The organism is Enteroscipio rubneri, from assembly GCF_002899715.1.
In the GTDB taxonomy this organism is placed as follows: domain Bacteria; phylum Actinomycetota; class Coriobacteriia; order Coriobacteriales; family Eggerthellaceae; genus Enteroscipio; species Enteroscipio rubneri.
In genome coordinates, this window is sequence record NZ_PPEK01000004.1 from 62420 (window position 1) to 78980 (window position 16561).

At 63.7% G+C, this 16561-nt stretch carries 14 protein-coding genes; 5 read left to right on the plus strand and 9 right to left on the minus strand.

Going from position 1 to position 16561, the window contains the following annotated elements:
* Positions 1-4: 4 nt before the first annotated feature.
* Positions 5-226: a DNA-binding protein gene (locus C2L71_RS05175; RefSeq protein ID WP_103264714.1), complete on the plus strand. Its 222-nt coding sequence runs from the start codon at positions 5-7 to the stop codon at positions 224-226.
* A 125-nt stretch (positions 227-351) separates the two neighbouring features.
* Positions 352-1593, plus strand: coding sequence for a Fic family protein (locus tag C2L71_RS05180; RefSeq protein ID WP_103264715.1), 1242 nt, complete (start codon positions 352-354; stop codon positions 1591-1593).
* Positions 1594-1797: 204 nt separating this feature from the next.
* Here C2L71_RS05180 and C2L71_RS05185 read toward each other — a convergent pair whose 3' ends face one another.
* The 3 genes from C2L71_RS05185 to C2L71_RS05195 form a co-directional block, all read right to left on the minus strand.
* On the minus strand, positions 1798-2334 hold the full coding sequence (locus tag C2L71_RS05185) for a cysteine hydrolase family protein (RefSeq protein ID WP_103264716.1): 537 nt from the start codon (positions 2332-2334) through the stop codon (positions 1798-1800).
* A gap of 100 nt (positions 2335-2434) precedes the next feature.
* Positions 2435-3700: an Mbeg1-like protein gene (locus C2L71_RS05190; protein ID WP_103264717.1), complete on the minus strand. Its 1266-nt coding sequence runs from the start codon at positions 3698-3700 to the stop codon at positions 2435-2437.
* A 137-nt stretch (positions 3701-3837) separates the two neighbouring features.
* Positions 3838-5343 (minus strand): response regulator transcription factor, encoded by a 1506-nt coding sequence (locus C2L71_RS05195; protein WP_103264718.1) that lies wholly within the window; start codon positions 5341-5343, stop codon positions 3838-3840.
* A gap of 225 nt (positions 5344-5568) precedes the next feature.
* Between C2L71_RS05195 and C2L71_RS05200 the strand changes: the two genes are divergently transcribed.
* Positions 5569-7506 carry an FAD-binding protein gene (locus C2L71_RS05200; protein WP_103264719.1) on the plus strand — a complete coding sequence of 646 codons (1938 nt, stop codon included), beginning with the start codon at positions 5569-5571 and terminating at the stop codon, positions 7504-7506.
* A 179-nt stretch (positions 7507-7685) separates the two neighbouring features.
* On the plus strand, positions 7686-8591 hold the full coding sequence (locus tag C2L71_RS05205; RefSeq protein WP_103264720.1) for a coproporphyrinogen III oxidase: 906 nt from the start codon (positions 7686-7688) through the stop codon (positions 8589-8591).
* Positions 8592-8745: 154 nt separating this feature from the next.
* On the opposite strand, the gene C2L71_RS12000 is transcribed toward C2L71_RS05205, so the two are convergent.
* From C2L71_RS12000 to C2L71_RS05235, 6 genes are all read right to left on the minus strand, one after another.
* Entirely contained in the window at positions 8746-10431 is a 1686-nt protein-coding gene (locus C2L71_RS12000) for an FAD-dependent oxidoreductase (protein WP_103264721.1), read from the minus strand.
* Between the two features lie 243 nt (positions 10432-10674).
* Positions 10675-12150 carry a helix-turn-helix transcriptional regulator gene (locus tag C2L71_RS05215; RefSeq protein WP_103264722.1) on the minus strand — a complete coding sequence of 492 codons (1476 nt, stop codon included), beginning with the start codon at positions 12148-12150 and terminating at the stop codon, positions 10675-10677.
* Between the two features lie 317 nt (positions 12151-12467).
* A complete protein-coding gene (locus C2L71_RS05220) occupies positions 12468-12980 on the minus strand; it encodes an Asp23/Gls24 family envelope stress response protein (RefSeq protein WP_103264723.1) in 513 nt (170 codons plus the stop codon).
* Positions 12981-13086: 106 nt separating this feature from the next.
* Complete coding sequence (locus C2L71_RS05225; protein WP_103264724.1) at positions 13087-13455, minus strand: DUF2273 domain-containing protein; 369 nt, start codon at positions 13453-13455, stop codon at positions 13087-13089.
* Positions 13456-13467: 12 nt separating this feature from the next.
* Positions 13468-14088 (minus strand): alkaline shock response membrane anchor protein AmaP, encoded by a 621-nt coding sequence (gene amaP, locus C2L71_RS05230; RefSeq protein ID WP_103264725.1) that lies wholly within the window; start codon positions 14086-14088, stop codon positions 13468-13470.
* Positions 14089-14333: 245 nt separating this feature from the next.
* Positions 14334-14729 (minus strand): molybdenum cofactor biosynthesis protein MoaE, encoded by a 396-nt coding sequence (locus C2L71_RS05235; protein ID WP_103264726.1) that lies wholly within the window; start codon positions 14727-14729, stop codon positions 14334-14336.
* A gap of 330 nt (positions 14730-15059) precedes the next feature.
* Between C2L71_RS05235 and lysA the strand changes: the two genes are divergently transcribed.
* Positions 15060-16415, plus strand: a complete 1356-nt coding sequence (lysA, locus tag C2L71_RS05240; protein WP_103264727.1) for a diaminopimelate decarboxylase — start codon at positions 15060-15062, stop codon at positions 16413-16415.
* Positions 16416-16561 lie beyond the last annotated feature (146 nt).

Below are 16561 nucleotides of genomic sequence, written 5' to 3' on the forward strand. Positions count from 1 at the left end.
CGGAATGGGTTTTCTCGAAAGCTTCAACCGCGGGCTGATCGGGGATGACGGCTACGAGTTCGCGGGCAGGCAGGTGGCGTGCTCGCACTGCGGCGGCACCGCGTTCGACGAGCGGTCGGCGCAGCTCAACACGATGGGCCTCACGTTCCTCGACCTCGATTGGGCGAACAGGAGCGCCACGGTCCTCGTCTGCAAAGACTGCGGCCATCTCGAATGGTTCTTGTGACACAGGTGCGGAAAGGTATCAAATAGAAACCGATTTCCTGTCGCTATTTGATAGAAATCGCGATTTTGATCAAATAGAGAGTACAATGACGCTTGTATTTGATAACAAACGGGCAGGATCAGTATATGAGCGACTACCCAACGCTGGAAAAACTTTTCTATTCCGACTCGTCGTCCGAGCGCGTCGAGCATGTGAAGGCCGAGGCTGAGAGGCGGCTCAACAACCCCGCCTCATTCCGCACGGGCATCGAGCTGTCCTCGGGGGAGCTCTTCCTGGCAACGCCGCGCGAGCTGTCTCTCCTCAACGAGAAGATGCTTCGGGCGGAGCGCAAAGTGTCCCAGCTCTGGCGCGATTTGCCGGGTATCGCGCGGTGGGCGTACTTGCGCAGCCTCATCATGGACGAGATCATGTTCACCAACGAGATGGAAGGTGTCCACAGCTCCCGGCGGCAGATCGAGGAGGCGCTCGAAAGCGCGGAGGCGAAGCGGCCGACGAAGGAGGCAAAGCGGTTCAGGGAATTCGCCAGCCTTTACCTGGAACTCACCGATTCGAACCACGTGTACCCTCAAACACCTGCCGACATCAGGGCGATTTACGACAAGGTGGTGGCCGACGCCATCGATGACCGGGATCTGCCGGATGGGAAGCTGTTCCGGGCCGGGCTCGTGGACGTGAAGTCGGCGAGCCAGAAGACGCTTCACACGGGAGTGGGTCCGGAAAGCAAGATCGTCGAGATGATCGACCGTATGATCGAGCTGGTTGCCTCGCCCGACATCCCGCAAACATATTCGGCTATCCTCTCGCATTTCCTGTTCGAGTACATCCATCCGTTCTACGACGGCAACGGAAGGACGGGGCGGTATCTGTTGGCGCTCTATTTGAGCGAGCCGTTGTCGGAGACGACGGTGCTTTCCCTTTCGCGCGTGATCGCGGAGAACAAGAGCAAGTATTACAAAGCGTTCGATGTGACCGAACGTCCGATGAACCATGCTGAAGCCACCTTCTTCGTGATGCAGATCATAGAGCTGATCAGGTTGGCACAAGACTCGCTCATCGAGAGCATCGAACTGAAGCGGATGCAGCTCGACGCCGCTTGCGCGTGCATGGGGCGGCTAGCATCGGAATGCGAGCTTACCGACATGGCTGTGAACGTGCTGTTCGTCATGGCCCAGTTCCACCTGTTCGGCGCGTTTTCCGAGGCCTCGCTCAAGGATATCGCCGGGAACCTCGAGGTGAGCACGCAGACGGCGCGCCGGTACTTGCAAGAGCTGGAGGGGAAGGGCCTCATCGCAACCGTATCGAGGAAGCCGCTCAAGTTCGTGCTGAGCGACAAGACCGTGGAAGCGCTCGAGATGCCTGCGGCTTAAGGCTGCGGCGCGGAGGCTCGCTTCACGCTACCTTCGATGGCGTGTTCGTGTTCTGAACGCTAGTCGTTCGGCATTCTGAAGGATTTCAATCATCGCCTTCTCATCGGACTTCGACCAGTTCGCCGCGCTGCCCGACGTGCTCACGAGCGCAGCGATGGGCCCCGCGTCGTGCGAAGCGGTCATCTTCAAACGGCAATCTGAGCTTTACCAGGGAATCTCGTCCAAGGTGCAGACGTTCGCGCCGTACACCTCTTTCAGGTACGCGAGGCCGGCCTCGTAGTCCTCGTCGGTGAACGAGGAGGTCGTCTCGCGGGGGACGACGATGTCGTAGCCGTAGCAGTAGCCGTCGGCGCACGTGTGGCGGCAGCACATGTGCGTGTGCAGCCCGGTGACGATGAGCGTGTCCACGCCCAGCTCCTGCAGCGTGATGTGCATGTCGGTCTGGAAGAAGCCGGAGTAGCGGCGCTTCGGGATGATGTAGTCGCCCTCCTTCGGCGTAAGCTCCGGGATGACCTCGGCGCCCTCGGTTCCGCGGACGGCGTGGTCGCCCCACAGCTCCAGCTCGCGGTCGATGCCCTTGAGGTGCGAGTCGTTCGCGTAGACGACCGGGACGTCGCGCTCACGCGCGGCGTCGCATAGGCGCTGCAACGGCTCGACGATCTTCTTGGCGTTGTCGCAGCCGAGTGACCCGGTGACGAAGTCGTTCAGCATGTCGACGACGATGACGGCATAACGTGCCATGTTCGTACTCCTCTCGTTTGGAATCCCCTCACGCAGCATAGCAGGCAACGTGCGCTCGTGGGCTTCGATCGGGCTTCGCCCAGGCCGACGGCGGTGCGGGCTACGCCTGCGGCTTGGACGACCTGGACGTTCTCGGCGTCTTCGGCACCAGCTTGGATACCGCGTTCTGCGCGGCGCCGGCGAGGCCTTGCGCCGTCAGACGGGCCGCCACCTCGGCGAGCGCGCTCAGCGCGCCCAGCAGCGTATCGCGCGCGGAGCCGTCGATGTTCTTCGCCGCCTCGGTGACGAGCGCGACCGTCTTTGCACCGCCGAAAAACACATCGGTCGCGTTCTGGGCGCCCGAAGCCTCGATGGCTTTGAACAGCGCGTCTACGATAGCGGCTGCCTCGCTGTCGGTGTAGCGGGCCAGCCACTCGGATATGAGGGCGTCAGTGAACTTCGCGCTGTCCGCCACATCGTCGAGGTAGGCGAAGTCGTCGCCTGCCACCTCCCACGTAAACGGGCTGTGTTGCATGATGCCGTGTTCGCTGCTCTTCACCACGTGCGGCGCGATGGGCGTTTCCATGAGCATGCCCACAACGGATTCCTGCGGCACGGTGCGGTGGATGCGGCCGCTGAGCCGATTCCAATCGTCAGGTGCAAAGGTGCCCGCCTTGAAGCCGGGGGCGTCGTGGGAGTACACGAGCTCAATGCGATCCTGAACAGCGGGCGATGCTTTCATCGCCGCATACAGGGCAAGGTTGCCTCCCTTCGAGTGCCCGCCCACAAAGAGACGGCAAGGCAGGTTCGGCGCAACTGCCTCCAGGTAGCGTGCGGCCTGCTCTTGAGCAGGGACGGGCGCTTGGCAGGCCATGTTGAAGTTCTCGCGCCAGCCGATCGCCGAAGTGTCGGTACCGCGGAAACCGATGTAGGCGAAGTCTTTCTCGCGGACGAAGCTCATAGCTGCAAACTGGGTTTGGCGTTCAGCGTCGAACAGGCTTGCGTAGTCGCGCATGGCCATATCGCGGAACCGCGGGCTGGCCGCCAGCGCCACCAGGTTCTCCTTCACCCTGCCAGGAATGAGTCCGGTGAACATATCCTCGTAGCGCTCGGCGCGCAGGAAATCGACAAAACGAACTCCTCCGCGCAAAGACGGGGAACGGTCCTGCACCAAATCGCTCAGCTTCTGGATCAACTGCCGCTTGCGCAAAGCCGAGAACGTTCGTCGGAGGCGCGGCGCTGCCGACGAAACCGTTTCGCGCAGCGGCGGCACGATGCCCTCGGCGCGCACCATGCAAAACTGCGAGAGGGCCGCGGAGTCCACGGGATTGAACGGCTTGTCGTCGAAGGTGGCGAACTCTGTCGCCAGGTAGTCGAGTAAGTCCACAATATTCCTCGCGTTTCGTATGGGTTCGGCAGCGGCGCGTAGGCCGGTTCCTTGCGCTCCGGCTTGCGCGTGCTCGACGAGGGGGTCCGACAGCATGTTCGTGGCGCAGTGCAAAGCCGCTCGCTGCTGCTTGCCCCTCAGCTTCCGGCCTCTTCCGTCTCGTCGATAAGCGCGAGCAGCTCTTCGCGCGATTTCACGTCCAGCTTAGCGTAGATGTGCCGCACGTGCGTGCGCACGGTGTTCTCGGAGATGTAGAGCTTCTCGGCCACATAACCATGATTGTATCCGCGGCCCAGATAGTAGAGCACCTCTCGCTCCCGCGGCGAGAGGCCGCAGGCGCTCGAAAGCGCGTCGCAGCGGCGATGGATGTAAGTTCTCGCGTCGGCGCGGGGCTCCGCGCGGCTTTCCTTCTGGTTGCGGCTGCCCAGCGCATAGGAGATGGTGATGAGCACGAGATATCCTGTCAGAATGACCAGGCAGAGTGTGCGGCCGGAGGTGCCGATGTGCTCGATGGCGTACAGCCCGCCCACAAACGAGCCGGCGAGCAGCGCGAGGCATGGCGGGATGACGAGCGCCGCCGAAGCGGGCACGCTGCGCACGGCGCTTGCCATGCTGAACCAGATGGCCAGCACAATGACCGAAAAGCTCGCCGGTTTGAGGATTTCCACCGCGACGGTGATGGCTTCGTTATTCGCCTCCACGACGGGGAGCGCAAGGAGCAGCGCGACGGCGATGGGGTAGATCACCTGGTTGACGAGCCGCAGCGTGGAGGATGCAGGTTTTTTCGCCAGCGCAAGGGCTATAGCGATCGTGGGAAGGAGGGGCCCGATGAGGAGCTTCCAGGCATGAACGGAGCCATCTGCCAGCGTCGGTTCGTCGGAGACGATGGGATCCCAGGTCAGCCCGAAGATGAAGCAGGTTATGCACGCGCCGACGAGCGGCATCCAAAGGATGCCGAGCGCTTTGCGGGCGCGTCTAAGTCGTTCGGCCTGTGCGTTTTCTTCGTCATCAGTCGCTCCTTCGATATCTTCGCGTTTGCCGTCGCCCGCTGGGCGCATCGTCCTTCGCGCGATCATCAGTAGGCCGAGGGAGGCGCCGAGCGACCCCGTAACGAGCGCAAGAGCGGCAGGAGAGGGCGACAGCAGTTCGGCTGCGAAGTGCAGCATGGCCGCAAGAGCGACGCTCGCGGCGCTGTTGAGCAGCTGGCTTGCGGGTTCGAGCCGCGAGAATAGCAATCCCCAGGCGCTCGCAAGAAGCATGAGCCCCGCCCCGAACGCTGCACCGAGCGCGTGCGGATGGAAGAGCGGAAACTCGACCGGGACGTACAGGGGCGTCACGTACAGCATGCCGCCGAGCGCCCCCGCCGCACCGCACGCGATGCAGACAGCGCACGTCGGATCGGGGCCACGGAGCCCGCGCGAGCGAGCGACGGCCTCTGCTGCAAACAGAAGCGATCCGCACGCGATGGCGCCCCATCCGGTTGCGACCACAAACGGATGAAGCGAGGCGCCGGCATCGTCGTTGAAAAAGCGGATGACGTTCAAAAACGTCGCGAACAACAAGCCTGCCCCGAGCAGCGCGGGGACAAGCGCGACCCGCGCTGCGCGCGGGTACACCAGCTCGGTTTTGCGAGCGCTTTCCATGCCCTCTCCGTAACGCGGACGCGTTTTCCCTCATAGATCGCGCAAATCATCAAAAACAGCGATGCGACCGATCGCGGTGGCCGCTGCATTCGAAACAAAGATCATCGATTTCAGCGATAGATGAACCCTCTTGCATTCTTTAGTGTAGCGGATCGCATGCCAGCGGACAACAAACCATGCTCCGCAGCATGAAGGTTGGTTTATCGACGACGAAGGAGAGGGAACATGGGAAAAAATGGAACGCGTAGCTGGTCTCGTCGCGACTTCCTCAAGGGAGCGGCTGCCGGTACGGTGAGCGTGGCGGCGCTCGGCGCGATGGCAGGATGCTCGCCGCAGCAGACGTCGTCCGGGGCTTCCGAGCCGACCGCATCGACCGAGGCGGGGTCCTACGACGTCATGAAAGAGCTCTCGACGTTCAACCGCGGCGAGAAGCCCGACGCCAAAGCGCCCGCTACGCCGGAGGAGTACATCACCATGAAAGGCGATGGCGTGCTGTCGGCCGGCGGCGGCTGTGACCCGCTCGGCATCAAGCCCGCCGATTTCATGTTGAACAAGCCGGCATGGCTCGGCGACGCCCCCGAAGTGACCGATATCGCGGATACCGAGGAGTGCGACGTGCTGGTCATCGGTGCAGGCAACGCGGGCACCACCTCCGCGCTTCGCTGCCAGGAGGAGGGCGCATCGGTGATCCTCGCCGAGATGCAAACGTACGACGAGTACGACGAGTACGCCTGCGACATGGCCTGCTACAACTCAAAGCTCTTCCTGGACAAAGGCACGCCCGAAATTGACGCTACCGAAGTATTCAACGAGTACATGCGTCTCTCGCGCGGCCATGCGCATCAGAAGATCGTGCGCGATTACGCTACGCGCTCCGGCGAGATGCTCGACTGGCTGACCGGGCACATTCCGGCCGAATACGTGGAGAAGTACGCGAAGACGTCCAATTACAAGGGCAACGAGAACTTCAACGGCGAATGCTGCGGGCAGAAATCCTGGCCGGCCATGACGCAGTGGCGCGACGAGGAAACCAACATCAACATGTGGCCTTTCGTCATCCGCTCGGTGCACACGGCGTTCGAGGAGGCTGGCGGCGCCATCAAGTGGGGCTACCAGGGCGTCGTGCTCGTGCAGGACGGGGACGCGGTGACAGGCGCCGTGTTCCAGGACGTGGACGGCGCGTACCATCGGATCAACGCAAAGGCCGTCGTGGTGGCCGCCGGCGATTTCGGCGGCAACCCCGATATGCGCCTCGATTTGGCGGACACGATGCGCAACCTGGCTTGGTCGTACGGCAACGACCGCACCGATGCGAGTTCCATCGGCGGCATGGGTCGTGACGGCTCGGGCATCCGCATGTGCCTGTGGGCCGGCGGTACGATGGAAGGCGGCCCTCGCGCCGGTCAGTCGTGCGGCATCAACGGAGTGCCCGGGTTCGCGTTCGGCGGCGCGTGGCCATGCTTCGGCAACGACGGCAAGCGCTTCATGAACGAGACGATGGTCAAGCATGGCAGCAACGGCTACCTCGATATGCTCCCCGAAGGCCAGCTGCTCGTGAACGTGACGGATGCCAACTGGGAAGAGTACCTGTCGCATCAAGGCTTCGGCCATGAGACCATGGACCGCAGCTCCGACTACATGGTGGCCGAGGTACGCGAGAACATGGCGAACTACAAGACGGGCAAGGACGGCTTCGACGTGCGCGCGTTCTCGCGCTTCGGCAAGGAGTACTCCACCGTATACGCTGCGGATACCCTCGAGGAGCTGGCCGATATCGTGGGATACTCCGGCGAGGCCAAGGAGAGCTTCCTGGCCGAGGTCGAGCGCTACAACGAACTTTGCGCCAAGGGCCATGACGACGATTGGGGATGCGATCCGCAGAACCTGCTGCCCATCAAGGACGCGCCGTTCTTCGCGAGCTTCGGCACCACGGGCGGCAATCCCTCCGGCGGCCTCTGCCAGCATGCCGCCGTATGCACCGATGGCGGCTACCGCGTGCTGACCGGCGACAAACAGCCCATCCCTGGTCTGTACGCGGCGGGCAATACGTGCGGGCAGCGCTATGGCATCCAATACGCGACGCCGACGGCCGGCAACAGCTGCGGCTCGGCATTGACGTCCGGTTACTGTGCGGCTGAAAGCGTGATCGCCGATCTGGCGTAGGCATTCCCCATCCGGGCCGGTCGTCTTCCCCTCCCGCGACCGGTCCTGGCGGTTCGACGGCGGTCTTCGGCCGCCGTCGAACCGCGCTATCCTGCGCATGCAGGGAAGGGGCTGCGGCGTGCCGGCCTTCGCCGCACACTCCGCTATCATAGGTGCATCGAATCGAAGGAGGCTTCGACATGGCAGACAAGCGCGACGTGACGGTCGAGGTGAGAGTGCCTCTGAGTGTGGACGACCGTGCGCTCGAGCGTCCGGGGATTGTGCGGGGTTGGGACAGTGCGCGGGCGCGTCGCTATGCACAGGCTGTGGTGGCGGAGATCGAGGCGAATGCGGGCCAGTTCGACGACTGCCGCGTGAAGGCGATCGCACTTGACGGCGGCATCGCGTCGAATGCGGGCGCGGGCGTCGCGACTATTGTGCGGGCGCTGCGGCGGACGTGCGAAATCGAAGAGGATGCGCCGGTGACCATGCGAGCTTCGATCGCCAATGTGAGCGGTGCCACCATGCCCTTCTTCCGACGGGCGCGCGTGAGCCGATTCGACTTCGAGATGCTCTCGCTCAATCCTGTGGACTTTACGGTACTCAACCGCGTTGACAACCTGAACGACCTGCCCATCATCTGCGATCACTTTTTACATTCGTATGCGAATGACTCGCTCGGATTCGTGTTTGCATACGGACATGCGGCGCCCAAGGGCTCCGACGGCATGCTCAATGTGCGGCGCACCGCCTTGGCGGCGGCCCGCTCGCACGCTTCGCATGTGCGGCTCGTGCGCTGCGCGGGCGCGATGGCCGTTTCAGACGAAGAGGCGGCTCGCCAGTTCGACGAGATGTGCTCGGTGCTTGTCGACGCAGGCTTCTCCACCTACGAGAACGGACTGTTCGCCCGCCCGGGCAAGGAGGATCGTTTCGAGTTGATGCGAGCTCGCGGTGCCGATTCCCTTGGTTTCGGAGCAGGGGCCGTGACGCGTCTCGAAGGGGTCGAGAGCGTGAACACGAACGATTTCGAGCGGTACTGTGCACGCTCCGCCGACTTCGCCGCAATCACGGAGAGCGTGCATTCCGTGGAGGCGCGCCCAGCATAGGCGGGCGGCCGTGCGGCCAAGGCGCGCTTGAAAGGCGCGCACGAACGTGCGGTTGAAGGGCCGATTCCGCGCCGCTTTGCCGAGCGGGTTCGGAGGGGCTCGAACTATCGGGAGCGGGAGCGCGCCTGCGCCGCTCCCGCTCCCGATCCAGGCGCTACTGCAGAGCGCCGAACGCGTATCCGTCGATGGTCGTGCCACCCGCTAGCGCGCGGCCCACCAGGTAACCGTAGGTCATGCCGCGGCCGTGGCTCGTGCCGGGCAGAGTGACCGGGTAGGAGTTCGCGAAGAAGTCCCCCTGCGCGTTTCCGATGGCGAACAGGCCGCCAATCGGGCCGTCCTCGGTGTCGAGCACCTGCGAGTTCTGGTCGACGCGCAGGCCATAGGGCAGCGCGAGCAGCCAGGCCGACACGTTGCTCGCGTAGAACGGGCCGTCCTTCACCGAGCTCAAGAAGCGCGGCGGCACGCCGAAGTCGCGATCCTCGCCCGCGTCGCACAGCGAGTTGTACCGATCGACCGTCTTCTGCAGCGCGTCGGCCGGCACGCCGATGGCCTTCGCCAGCTCAGACAGCGTCTCGCCCTTGAAAAACGCGCCGTCGGCCACAGCCTGCTCCACCTTGTCCTCCAAACCGTCCATGAACGAGGCGGATTTCACCGGCTCCTGACGCTGGACATGCTCGGGGTAATGGGAGTCCCAGATAGCCCACGCGACGTTGCCGGGCGTGTTCATGCGGGCGTTGGTGACGATGGGCTCGAATCCCACTTCGCAGCAGTAGCGCATGCCGTCGCGGTTCACGGTAAGCCAGCACGTGTCGAAGCCCGGACCCATGACCGACAGGTTCACCGGGTGGATGATGGGCGCCGGATAGCAGGGAGAGAGCGCCGCGCCGATCCACGAGCCCATGGTTATGCCGTCGCCCATGTTGCCGCCCACGGGGAAGTAGTCCGACTTGTCTGCGCGCAGCGCGATGGGGCAGAAGCAGCGCTTCATCTCTTCGTTGTCGGTGATGCCCCCGGTGGCCAGGATGACGCCCTTCGACGCATTGATGCGCTTGGCGCCCTCGGCGTCGCGCACGATGACGGCCGTGACGGCGTCTCCTTCGCGAACGAGTTGTTCGGCTGCAGTTTCGAAGGCGAATACGGCGCCGCGCTTCTGTGCGTCCTCGGCCACCATGCTGATGAAGTACCCCACGTTCCAAGGCTGCTCGGGAAGAGAGCTCCCCTCAGGCAGTAGGAACTTGTGCGCGGTGCGGAACTGCTTGAAGCGGTCGTCGAGTGTGTCCCAATCGGATCGCGCTGTCATCTCGCTGTTGAGGATCACCTCGTATCCAGCCTCGGCCGCCATGTCGATATAGTGGTCCATTGCCTCGCCGCTACGCTCGACGAACGTCTTGATGAGGTAGTAATTCGCCTCCGACTGTCCCCACTGGTATATGAGACGCGCAGCCAGGTCCTTGTCGATGTTCACGCCCTCGGCCTGCTGAAGCTTCGAGCCCACGGCGCCGATGTCGGTGCCATGGGCGGTGACGCCCTCGAACTTTTCGGCCACGTACACGCTCGCACCCGCTTCGGCGGCCGCTTGTGCTGCCGTGCAGCCGGCGATGCCCGCGCCGATCACTACGACGTCATAGGTTTCCTCGGCAACAGTCTCGGGCAGCTCGGGTGCGGGATTCAACCAGGCGTGCGAGGTGGTTGACACCGCCTCGCCGGATGCCGCGTCGCTTCCGCCGGATGCGGTCGGGGCGCAGCCGCCGAGGCCTGCCAGCGCGGCCGTGGTGCCCGCCAACGCGGCTCCGGTGATGAACGATCTTCTGGACAGATTCTTGCTCGATGGGGTGCTCATACGTTCCCTCCTCGGTTCGGTCGAAGGTGTGCTCCCTTCGCTCGTTCGAGGGTACGGCGTGATGCGTCTGCCGAAAAGCGCCCGCAAGGGGTGAACCGGAGCGCAAGGGCCGTCACCCACTGCGGGTTACGGCTGAAGGGGCCGGACGAGGTTGGATGAACACGCGGCGGCAAGACGAGCGCGCATGCTTGGCGCGCTGCCGCCTGATGCGCGCGGCGCAGCGCCTTGCATCCCCGATGTCCCTCACATCCCGCGGCGCTCGCGCTCCATGCGCGCTGTCACGAGGGCACGCGCCTCCTGCTTGGCGTGGATGTCGAGCTTCGCGTACAAACGGCGGGTGTGCGTTTTGACCGTGTCGTTGGAGATGCACAGCCGCTCGCGGATAGCGGCACGGCTTTCGTCGCGTGCCAGCAGCAGGAATATCTCCGCCTCGCGTGCGGTCAGTCCGCCGTCGTGCGCAACGAGCTTCGCGCACCGCTCGAATTCGGCATGCCGCCGCTCGTCCGCCTCCTGCGCATCACGCATCCGCTCCGATCGCGTGCGCCCGAACAGCACCGCAAAGGCAAGCACAAACGCGTACACGATGACGAGCGACACGATGCCCACCACGCCGCTGCTCTCGAAGCCCGATAGCGCAAGCGCATCGCTGGCAAGCGATCCGGCCAGCGAGCTGCCGAGGAAGGCGAGCAGCCCGGCGGAGAACACCCTGAGGGGATCGCGGCCCTGCGCCTGGGACTGATCGACGCAGAACACCCAGAGGAGAAAGTAGAAATAGCCGTGCCCCACGGTGAACACGATGATGGGAAGCGGCAACGGCCCCGCGTATTGAGGAAGCAGCAGAAAGCCCGCGACCAGCAAGGGGAACGAGATCTCGCAGACCAGGTACAGCTCGCTTTCGCGACGGTAGAACACGGTGGTGACGAGCAGCAGTACGCCCGAAGCTGCCACGCCGATGACCGTTGCCACGGTGGCTGCTTCGACGGTGCTCGTGCCGAATGCGAGCGTGATGCCGCGCATGATGCCGTACACGAGCCCGACGAGCACGGCAAGACCTAACAGCCCGCTGCCGCGTCGCGCGTGCGAAAGCGATCGCTCGGCGGGCTCGGAGGCCGAGGACGTCTGCCCGTGCGATGTCGGCGCCTCGTGCCGGTTCGCGACGCAGAGCAGCGCACCGGATGCCAGCGGCATGAGCACGGCGCACGCCTGGACGGCGGCAGGTGGCAGAGGCGTCACGATGCCGAAGAACAGGGCGGTTAAGAACGCGAACGCCGACATGTCGAACAGCACGCGGCGCGGCACGAGGCGTGCGAGATGCAGGCCCCAGCACAAGAACGCCAGCGCGCTGCCCACGCCGACGCCGAGTGCGCCGGCCGCTGCGAACGGGAGCGGGTCGCTTGCCGTCGAGCTGAAGGCCAGCAGCAGCGATCCACCCGCCATGCAGAACGAGGACGCTCCCACAGCACGGGGTCCGTGCAGTGCGCGGCCAGGCTTGCAGAACAGGACAACGAGGAACACGAGGATCGTCGTGAGAAGGGAGGCGGTCCAGATCTGGTGCTGCGGAGCGAGAGGCGCCGGAAGCAGGTCGGTCGGCGCCAAGGAGGCTGACGAGAAGACGATCTGGAGCCAGGCCCAGTATACGCCCATGCCCGCGAGGCGCGCCGGGCTGCGTATTTCGTTGCGAGCCACTTCGATAAAGCTTCGGACATCACTGACTGCCATGGCCCCTCTTCCGTTTCTCGCCTGCGTAGGCAATGGGATCACATTATAGCGGTGTCTGCAGCCATCGCTTCCGGTCCGTTGCGCATGCGCGGCCGCAGAGCGGGATCGCAAGGACCGCCGTATGCCGCCTTGCTTCCGAACCGCAACTCTCGACCAGCGGGGCGGCCACGTGCGAACGAGGGAAGGGGAGGGCCGCAACACCGAAGGCGCACGAAGGCCCGCTCTGCGTTGCTGCGGCGGAGCGGGCCTGGATGGCGAGGTGCGGAGCGCGGACGGGGCGCGCTCCGCGCAACGACGCTGAACGGTTCCTCGGAGGGTTAGTTGGAGCCGTCGTTTTGCCCGCCGTCGTTGTTGGAGCCGTTCTTCTGATTGAACTCTTCCGGCGTCATGACATCGACGACGTTCACCGTCATCTCGACGAGGTTGAGGCCGGTCATATCCTTCAAATCGCCGCCGACGACGTCTTTGATCTGATCGAACACATCGGTTGCGGACTTGCCGTACTCCAGGATGACGCTGAGGTCGACCTTTGCGTTGTTGTCGTCCACGACATCCGCATCCACGCCCTTGGTCTTGTCGCTGCCGCCAAGGCCTTCCTGGATGGTGGACAGCAGGTTGCCCTTCATGTCGATGATGCCGTCGATCTTTTGAGCGGCCTTGGAGGTGATCTTCTCGACGACGTTCTCGTCGATAACAAGCTTGTACACGGGCTCGGCAGGGACGCTGTCCGCCGACGGCGTGCGATCCTGGGACGAGGCCTGAGTGTCGTCCATGGTGGAGTAGGGGTTGTATGTGCTCGTCTCGGGCCTGGTCATGGTGCTCTGGGTCATGATGCAATCCTTTCACGTGAATGATGTGCTGTGCCGAGCAAGCGGCGGCGCGGCACTGGCAACGCGCCGAAAGGCCGTGCTGCCGTGCGTCGCCGCTTGCGGGGTGCTAGTTGAAACGGTCCAGAAAATTCCGCATCTGCTCGCGCGTTGTGCGGTCGCCGTCGCGATATTTGCCGATGATGGTTCCGATTGCGGCGAATACCGCCAACAACACGGTCGGCCAGAATCCAACGATGAGAATGAGGGCCGCCGCGATGAAGCCGAGGATGCCGTAGAGCACTGCATGGCTATGGCGCTCGACATAGGGCGATACGGCTTGCTTCATGCTGGCGTAGACGCCGCGATTCTGTTTCGTCTCGGACGCGGCGTTCGCGATGACGTCGGAAGGCGTGTCGGCCGGTCGGCTCGAAGGTCCTTGCTGACCTTTTTGCGCCGAGCGGACGCCGGACTTCATGTTCATTGCTGATTGAGTCATGCGCGCACCTCCTTACTTCGCGGCATGAACGGGCATGGGCTTCGACGGCTGCATATGCGGCGTGCTGTTGGCTTGAGCCTTTGCCTGCTGCGTGAACGCGGGAGTGACCACATCCGCGTCTCCGGCAAACGTGATGCGCACGGAATCGACCGGATATCCCGTGAATGCCTCGAGTGTCGCAGCGATCTCGTCTTGCAGCTTTGCGCCCAGCTCGCCCAGCTCCGCGTTGCGGCCCGGATCGATCTTGGCGTGGATGGACATGCGCGGATCATGACGGTTGGTGATATCCACCTTCACGTTGTCCGTCACCAGCCCGCGGTGGCCTTCGATGACGTGCTTCACCGTGGACTGAATGGCATTCTGCGTGATCGAGATGCTGCCGTTGTCGCGTTCCTGCTCAAGCCGGGAGTTCTTGCCCGGCGCAGTGATGGCCCTGATGAGCACCACGAGCAGGCCGAGCGCCGTGATGCCCAGCAGCACGCCTTCCACGACGTAGAACCAAGGCATGCTCATGAGCCACGCGATGGCGGGGAACAGCGGTTCCCATGCAAACCAGAGGGCTGCGAGCACGCCGATGCCCAGCACGGCAGCAATGACGAACACGATCATGCAAAAGCGTTTGAACTTTCCCATACATGCCGCCTTTCTTTTCTCGTGCGCGCATCGCATCTGCGGCGCGCTTGCGAATAGAGTGCGATTACTCTAGAAGAAAGACGATGGGGTGTACCCGCAGGGTTGGAAGTGCCGCCGGGCGTTTGCCGGACCGTTGAAGCGTCGTCAGCCGCCGCCCTAAGAATGCAGGCCCCGTCTCGGCATGGGTACCGGAACGGGGCCTGAAATGATTGCGAATTCGAGAGGTGTGTAAAAGGAAGCTCGCGTTATGCGTAGATCTCCGTCTCCACCACCAGGTCATTCTTTATCTTTCCAACCAGCTTCTGCAGCGCGTCGATGCAGTTCGGGCGGATGTCGGCGCCGATGAGCACGTACATGATGGAATCGCCCACGCTCAACGTTCCCTCGTTCAGCCACACGCGCACGTAGTAGACGCCGGGCCAGGTGAGCGCTTCCTTGACGGCAGCGTCGACGCCGGCCGCATCGTAGGAGAACTCGATCTGCGCCACGTCGCCCAGACCTTTGGCGCCTTCGCGTACTTGCCGCTTCGGCGTCACGCGCACCACGCCAGTATGGGTGAGGAACATGCCGCATTGGGAGGCCTTCGGATCCTGCTTTGCTTCAGCCAGCCACCGGTCGATAGAGGGTTCCTGTCCAGACATAATTCTCCTTCCTTGAGGATGATTGCATCAGTATACGTCACATTCCCGTGTCGCATGCAGATTGAATCAGAGATGTTCGAATCGAATCGGAGTGTTCGAAGCGGCCGGCGTCCGCTCCGGCTCCTGGTGCACTCCGCACCGCATGCACAGCCGCTCGGAGGAAGGCGTTCGCCGTGCGCTCGGACGCAGTTTTTGTCCAGAATGTTCCTGCCGGGCATACGGCGCGGGCTAGGCTGATAGGATAGGTTCCAATCGACGACGTTCGACACCCTCTTCCTGCGCCTTTCCGCGGGTTGCGGGTGGGCGAACTAGGCGGAAGGAGAGAAGAGGATGGCCCTACCCGCAGCTGACCAGAGCAAACAACCGGACAATCGCACAGCCATGGAGCTGGGCGCGGTGCTGCCCCTGACCGCCGAGGTGAAGGACGATCGCCTGTACGTGGGCGGCGTCGACATGGTGGAGCTGGCGCGCGAGATGGGCACAGCCCTCTACGTCATGGACGAGCAGGACATGCGCACCCGCATGGAGGCCTATCGCGAGGCGTTCCGCAGTCGTTATGGGAACTCCCGCATCGTATACGCCAGCAAGGCGTTCCTCAATAAGGAGGCTGCACGCATCGTGGCCGACGAGGGGCTGTGCCTCGACGTGTCGGGAGGCGGCGAGCTGGCCATCGCGCTTGCTGCAGGCTTTCCTGCCGAGCGCATTTTCATGCACGGCAACAACAAGACGCCGCGCGAGCTGCGCGAAGCCATCCAGGCGGGCGTCGGCCGCATCATCGTCGACAGCCGCATCGAGCTCGGGCGCATTTCCGAGATCGCCGGCGAGCTGGGCGTCGAGCAGGCTATCTACATGCGCATCACGCCGGGCGTCGAGGCCGACACGCATCAGTACATCCGCACGGGATGCGAAGACTCGAAGTTCGGTTTCACCATGCGCGAGGATTTCGCCTTCGGGTGCGTGAAGGACGTGCTGGCGGCCCCGAACGTGAGGTTGGCGGGGCTGCACTGCCACATCGGCTCGCAGATATTCTCGCTGAATTCCTACCCCGAGGCCGTCGACGTCATGGTGGAGCTCATGGCGCGCATCGAGCAGGAGTACGACTACCGCATCGAGGAGTTGGATGTGGGCGGCGGCCTCGGCATCGCGTACACGGTCGACGACAAGCCGGCTTCTATCGAGGAGTTCGCCGAAACGGTGGCCTCAGCCGTGCGCGGCGCGTGCGCGAAGCATGGTGTGGCCGAGCCATGCCTGCTCACCGAGCCGGGCCGCAGCCTCGTGGCCACCGCGGGCGTGACGCTGTACACGGTGGGCATCCTGAAAACGCTGCCGGGCATTCGCAAGTACGTGGCGGTGGACGGCGGCATGTCCGACAACATCCGCACCGCGCTGTACCACGCCGATTACGAGCCGGTCATTGCGAACAAGGCAGGCCAGCCGCGCACCGAGATCGTCACCATTGCCGGAAAGCACTGCGAAAGCGGCGACGCCGTGGTCATCGACATGCCGATGCAGCACGCTGACCTGGGCGATATCGTCGCAGTCTTCGGCACGGGCGCGTACTGCTACACTATGGCGAGCAACTACAACGGTCAGCCGCGGCCGGCCGTTGTGTTCGTGAAGGACGGCGAGGCGCGCGTGACCACGCGGCGGGAGACGTATGAAGACCTCATGAGCAGGGATGTGTAGGCCCCCGAGCTGAACCTCTCGCGGCGCGCATCCCGCGCACGAGCTGTTCGCGCGTTTCGCAACCTGTCGGTATTCTGATGCCTGTGCATGCTGCCGAGCACATGGGGTACAATGTGGGCCGAAGGCGCGGCACGCAATGTAAGGAG

Excerpts from the sequence above, each read along its gene's own strand:
- C2L71_RS05175 (WP_103264714.1), top strand. The coding sequence starts at position 5 with ATGGGTTTTCTCGAAAGCTTCAACCGCGGGCTGATCGGGGATGACGGC.
- C2L71_RS05200 (WP_103264719.1), top strand. The coding sequence starts at position 5,569 with ATGGGAAAAAATGGAACGCGTAGCTGGTCTCGTCGCGACTTCCTCAAG.
- C2L71_RS05225 (WP_103264724.1), bottom strand. The coding sequence starts at position 13,455 with ATGACTCAATCAGCAATGAACATGAAGTCCGGCGTCCGCTCGGCGCAA.
- amaP (WP_103264725.1), bottom strand. The coding sequence starts at position 14,088 with ATGGGAAAGTTCAAACGCTTTTGCATGATCGTGTTCGTCATTGCTGCC.
- C2L71_RS05220 (WP_103264723.1), bottom strand. The coding sequence starts at position 12,980 with ATGACCCAGAGCACCATGACCAGGCCCGAGACGAGCACATACAACCCC.
- C2L71_RS05205 (WP_103264720.1), top strand. The coding sequence starts at position 7,686 with ATGGCAGACAAGCGCGACGTGACGGTCGAGGTGAGAGTGCCTCTGAGT.
- lysA (WP_103264727.1), top strand. The coding sequence starts at position 15,060 with ATGGCCCTACCCGCAGCTGACCAGAGCAAACAACCGGACAATCGCACA.
- C2L71_RS05195 (WP_103264718.1), bottom strand. The coding sequence starts at position 5,343 with ATGGAAAGCGCTCGCAAAACCGAGCTGGTGTACCCGCGCGCAGCGCGG.
- C2L71_RS05215 (WP_103264722.1), bottom strand. The coding sequence starts at position 12,150 with ATGGCAGTCAGTGATGTCCGAAGCTTTATCGAAGTGGCTCGCAACGAA.
- C2L71_RS05185 (WP_103264716.1), bottom strand. The coding sequence starts at position 2,334 with ATGGCACGTTATGCCGTCATCGTCGTCGACATGCTGAACGACTTCGTC.
- C2L71_RS05235 (WP_103264726.1), bottom strand. The coding sequence starts at position 14,729 with ATGTCTGGACAGGAACCCTCTATCGACCGGTGGCTGGCTGAAGCAAAG.
- C2L71_RS12000 (WP_103264721.1), bottom strand. The coding sequence starts at position 10,431 with ATGAGCACCCCATCGAGCAAGAATCTGTCCAGAAGATCGTTCATCACC.
- C2L71_RS05180 (WP_103264715.1), top strand. The coding sequence starts at position 352 with ATGAGCGACTACCCAACGCTGGAAAAACTTTTCTATTCCGACTCGTCG.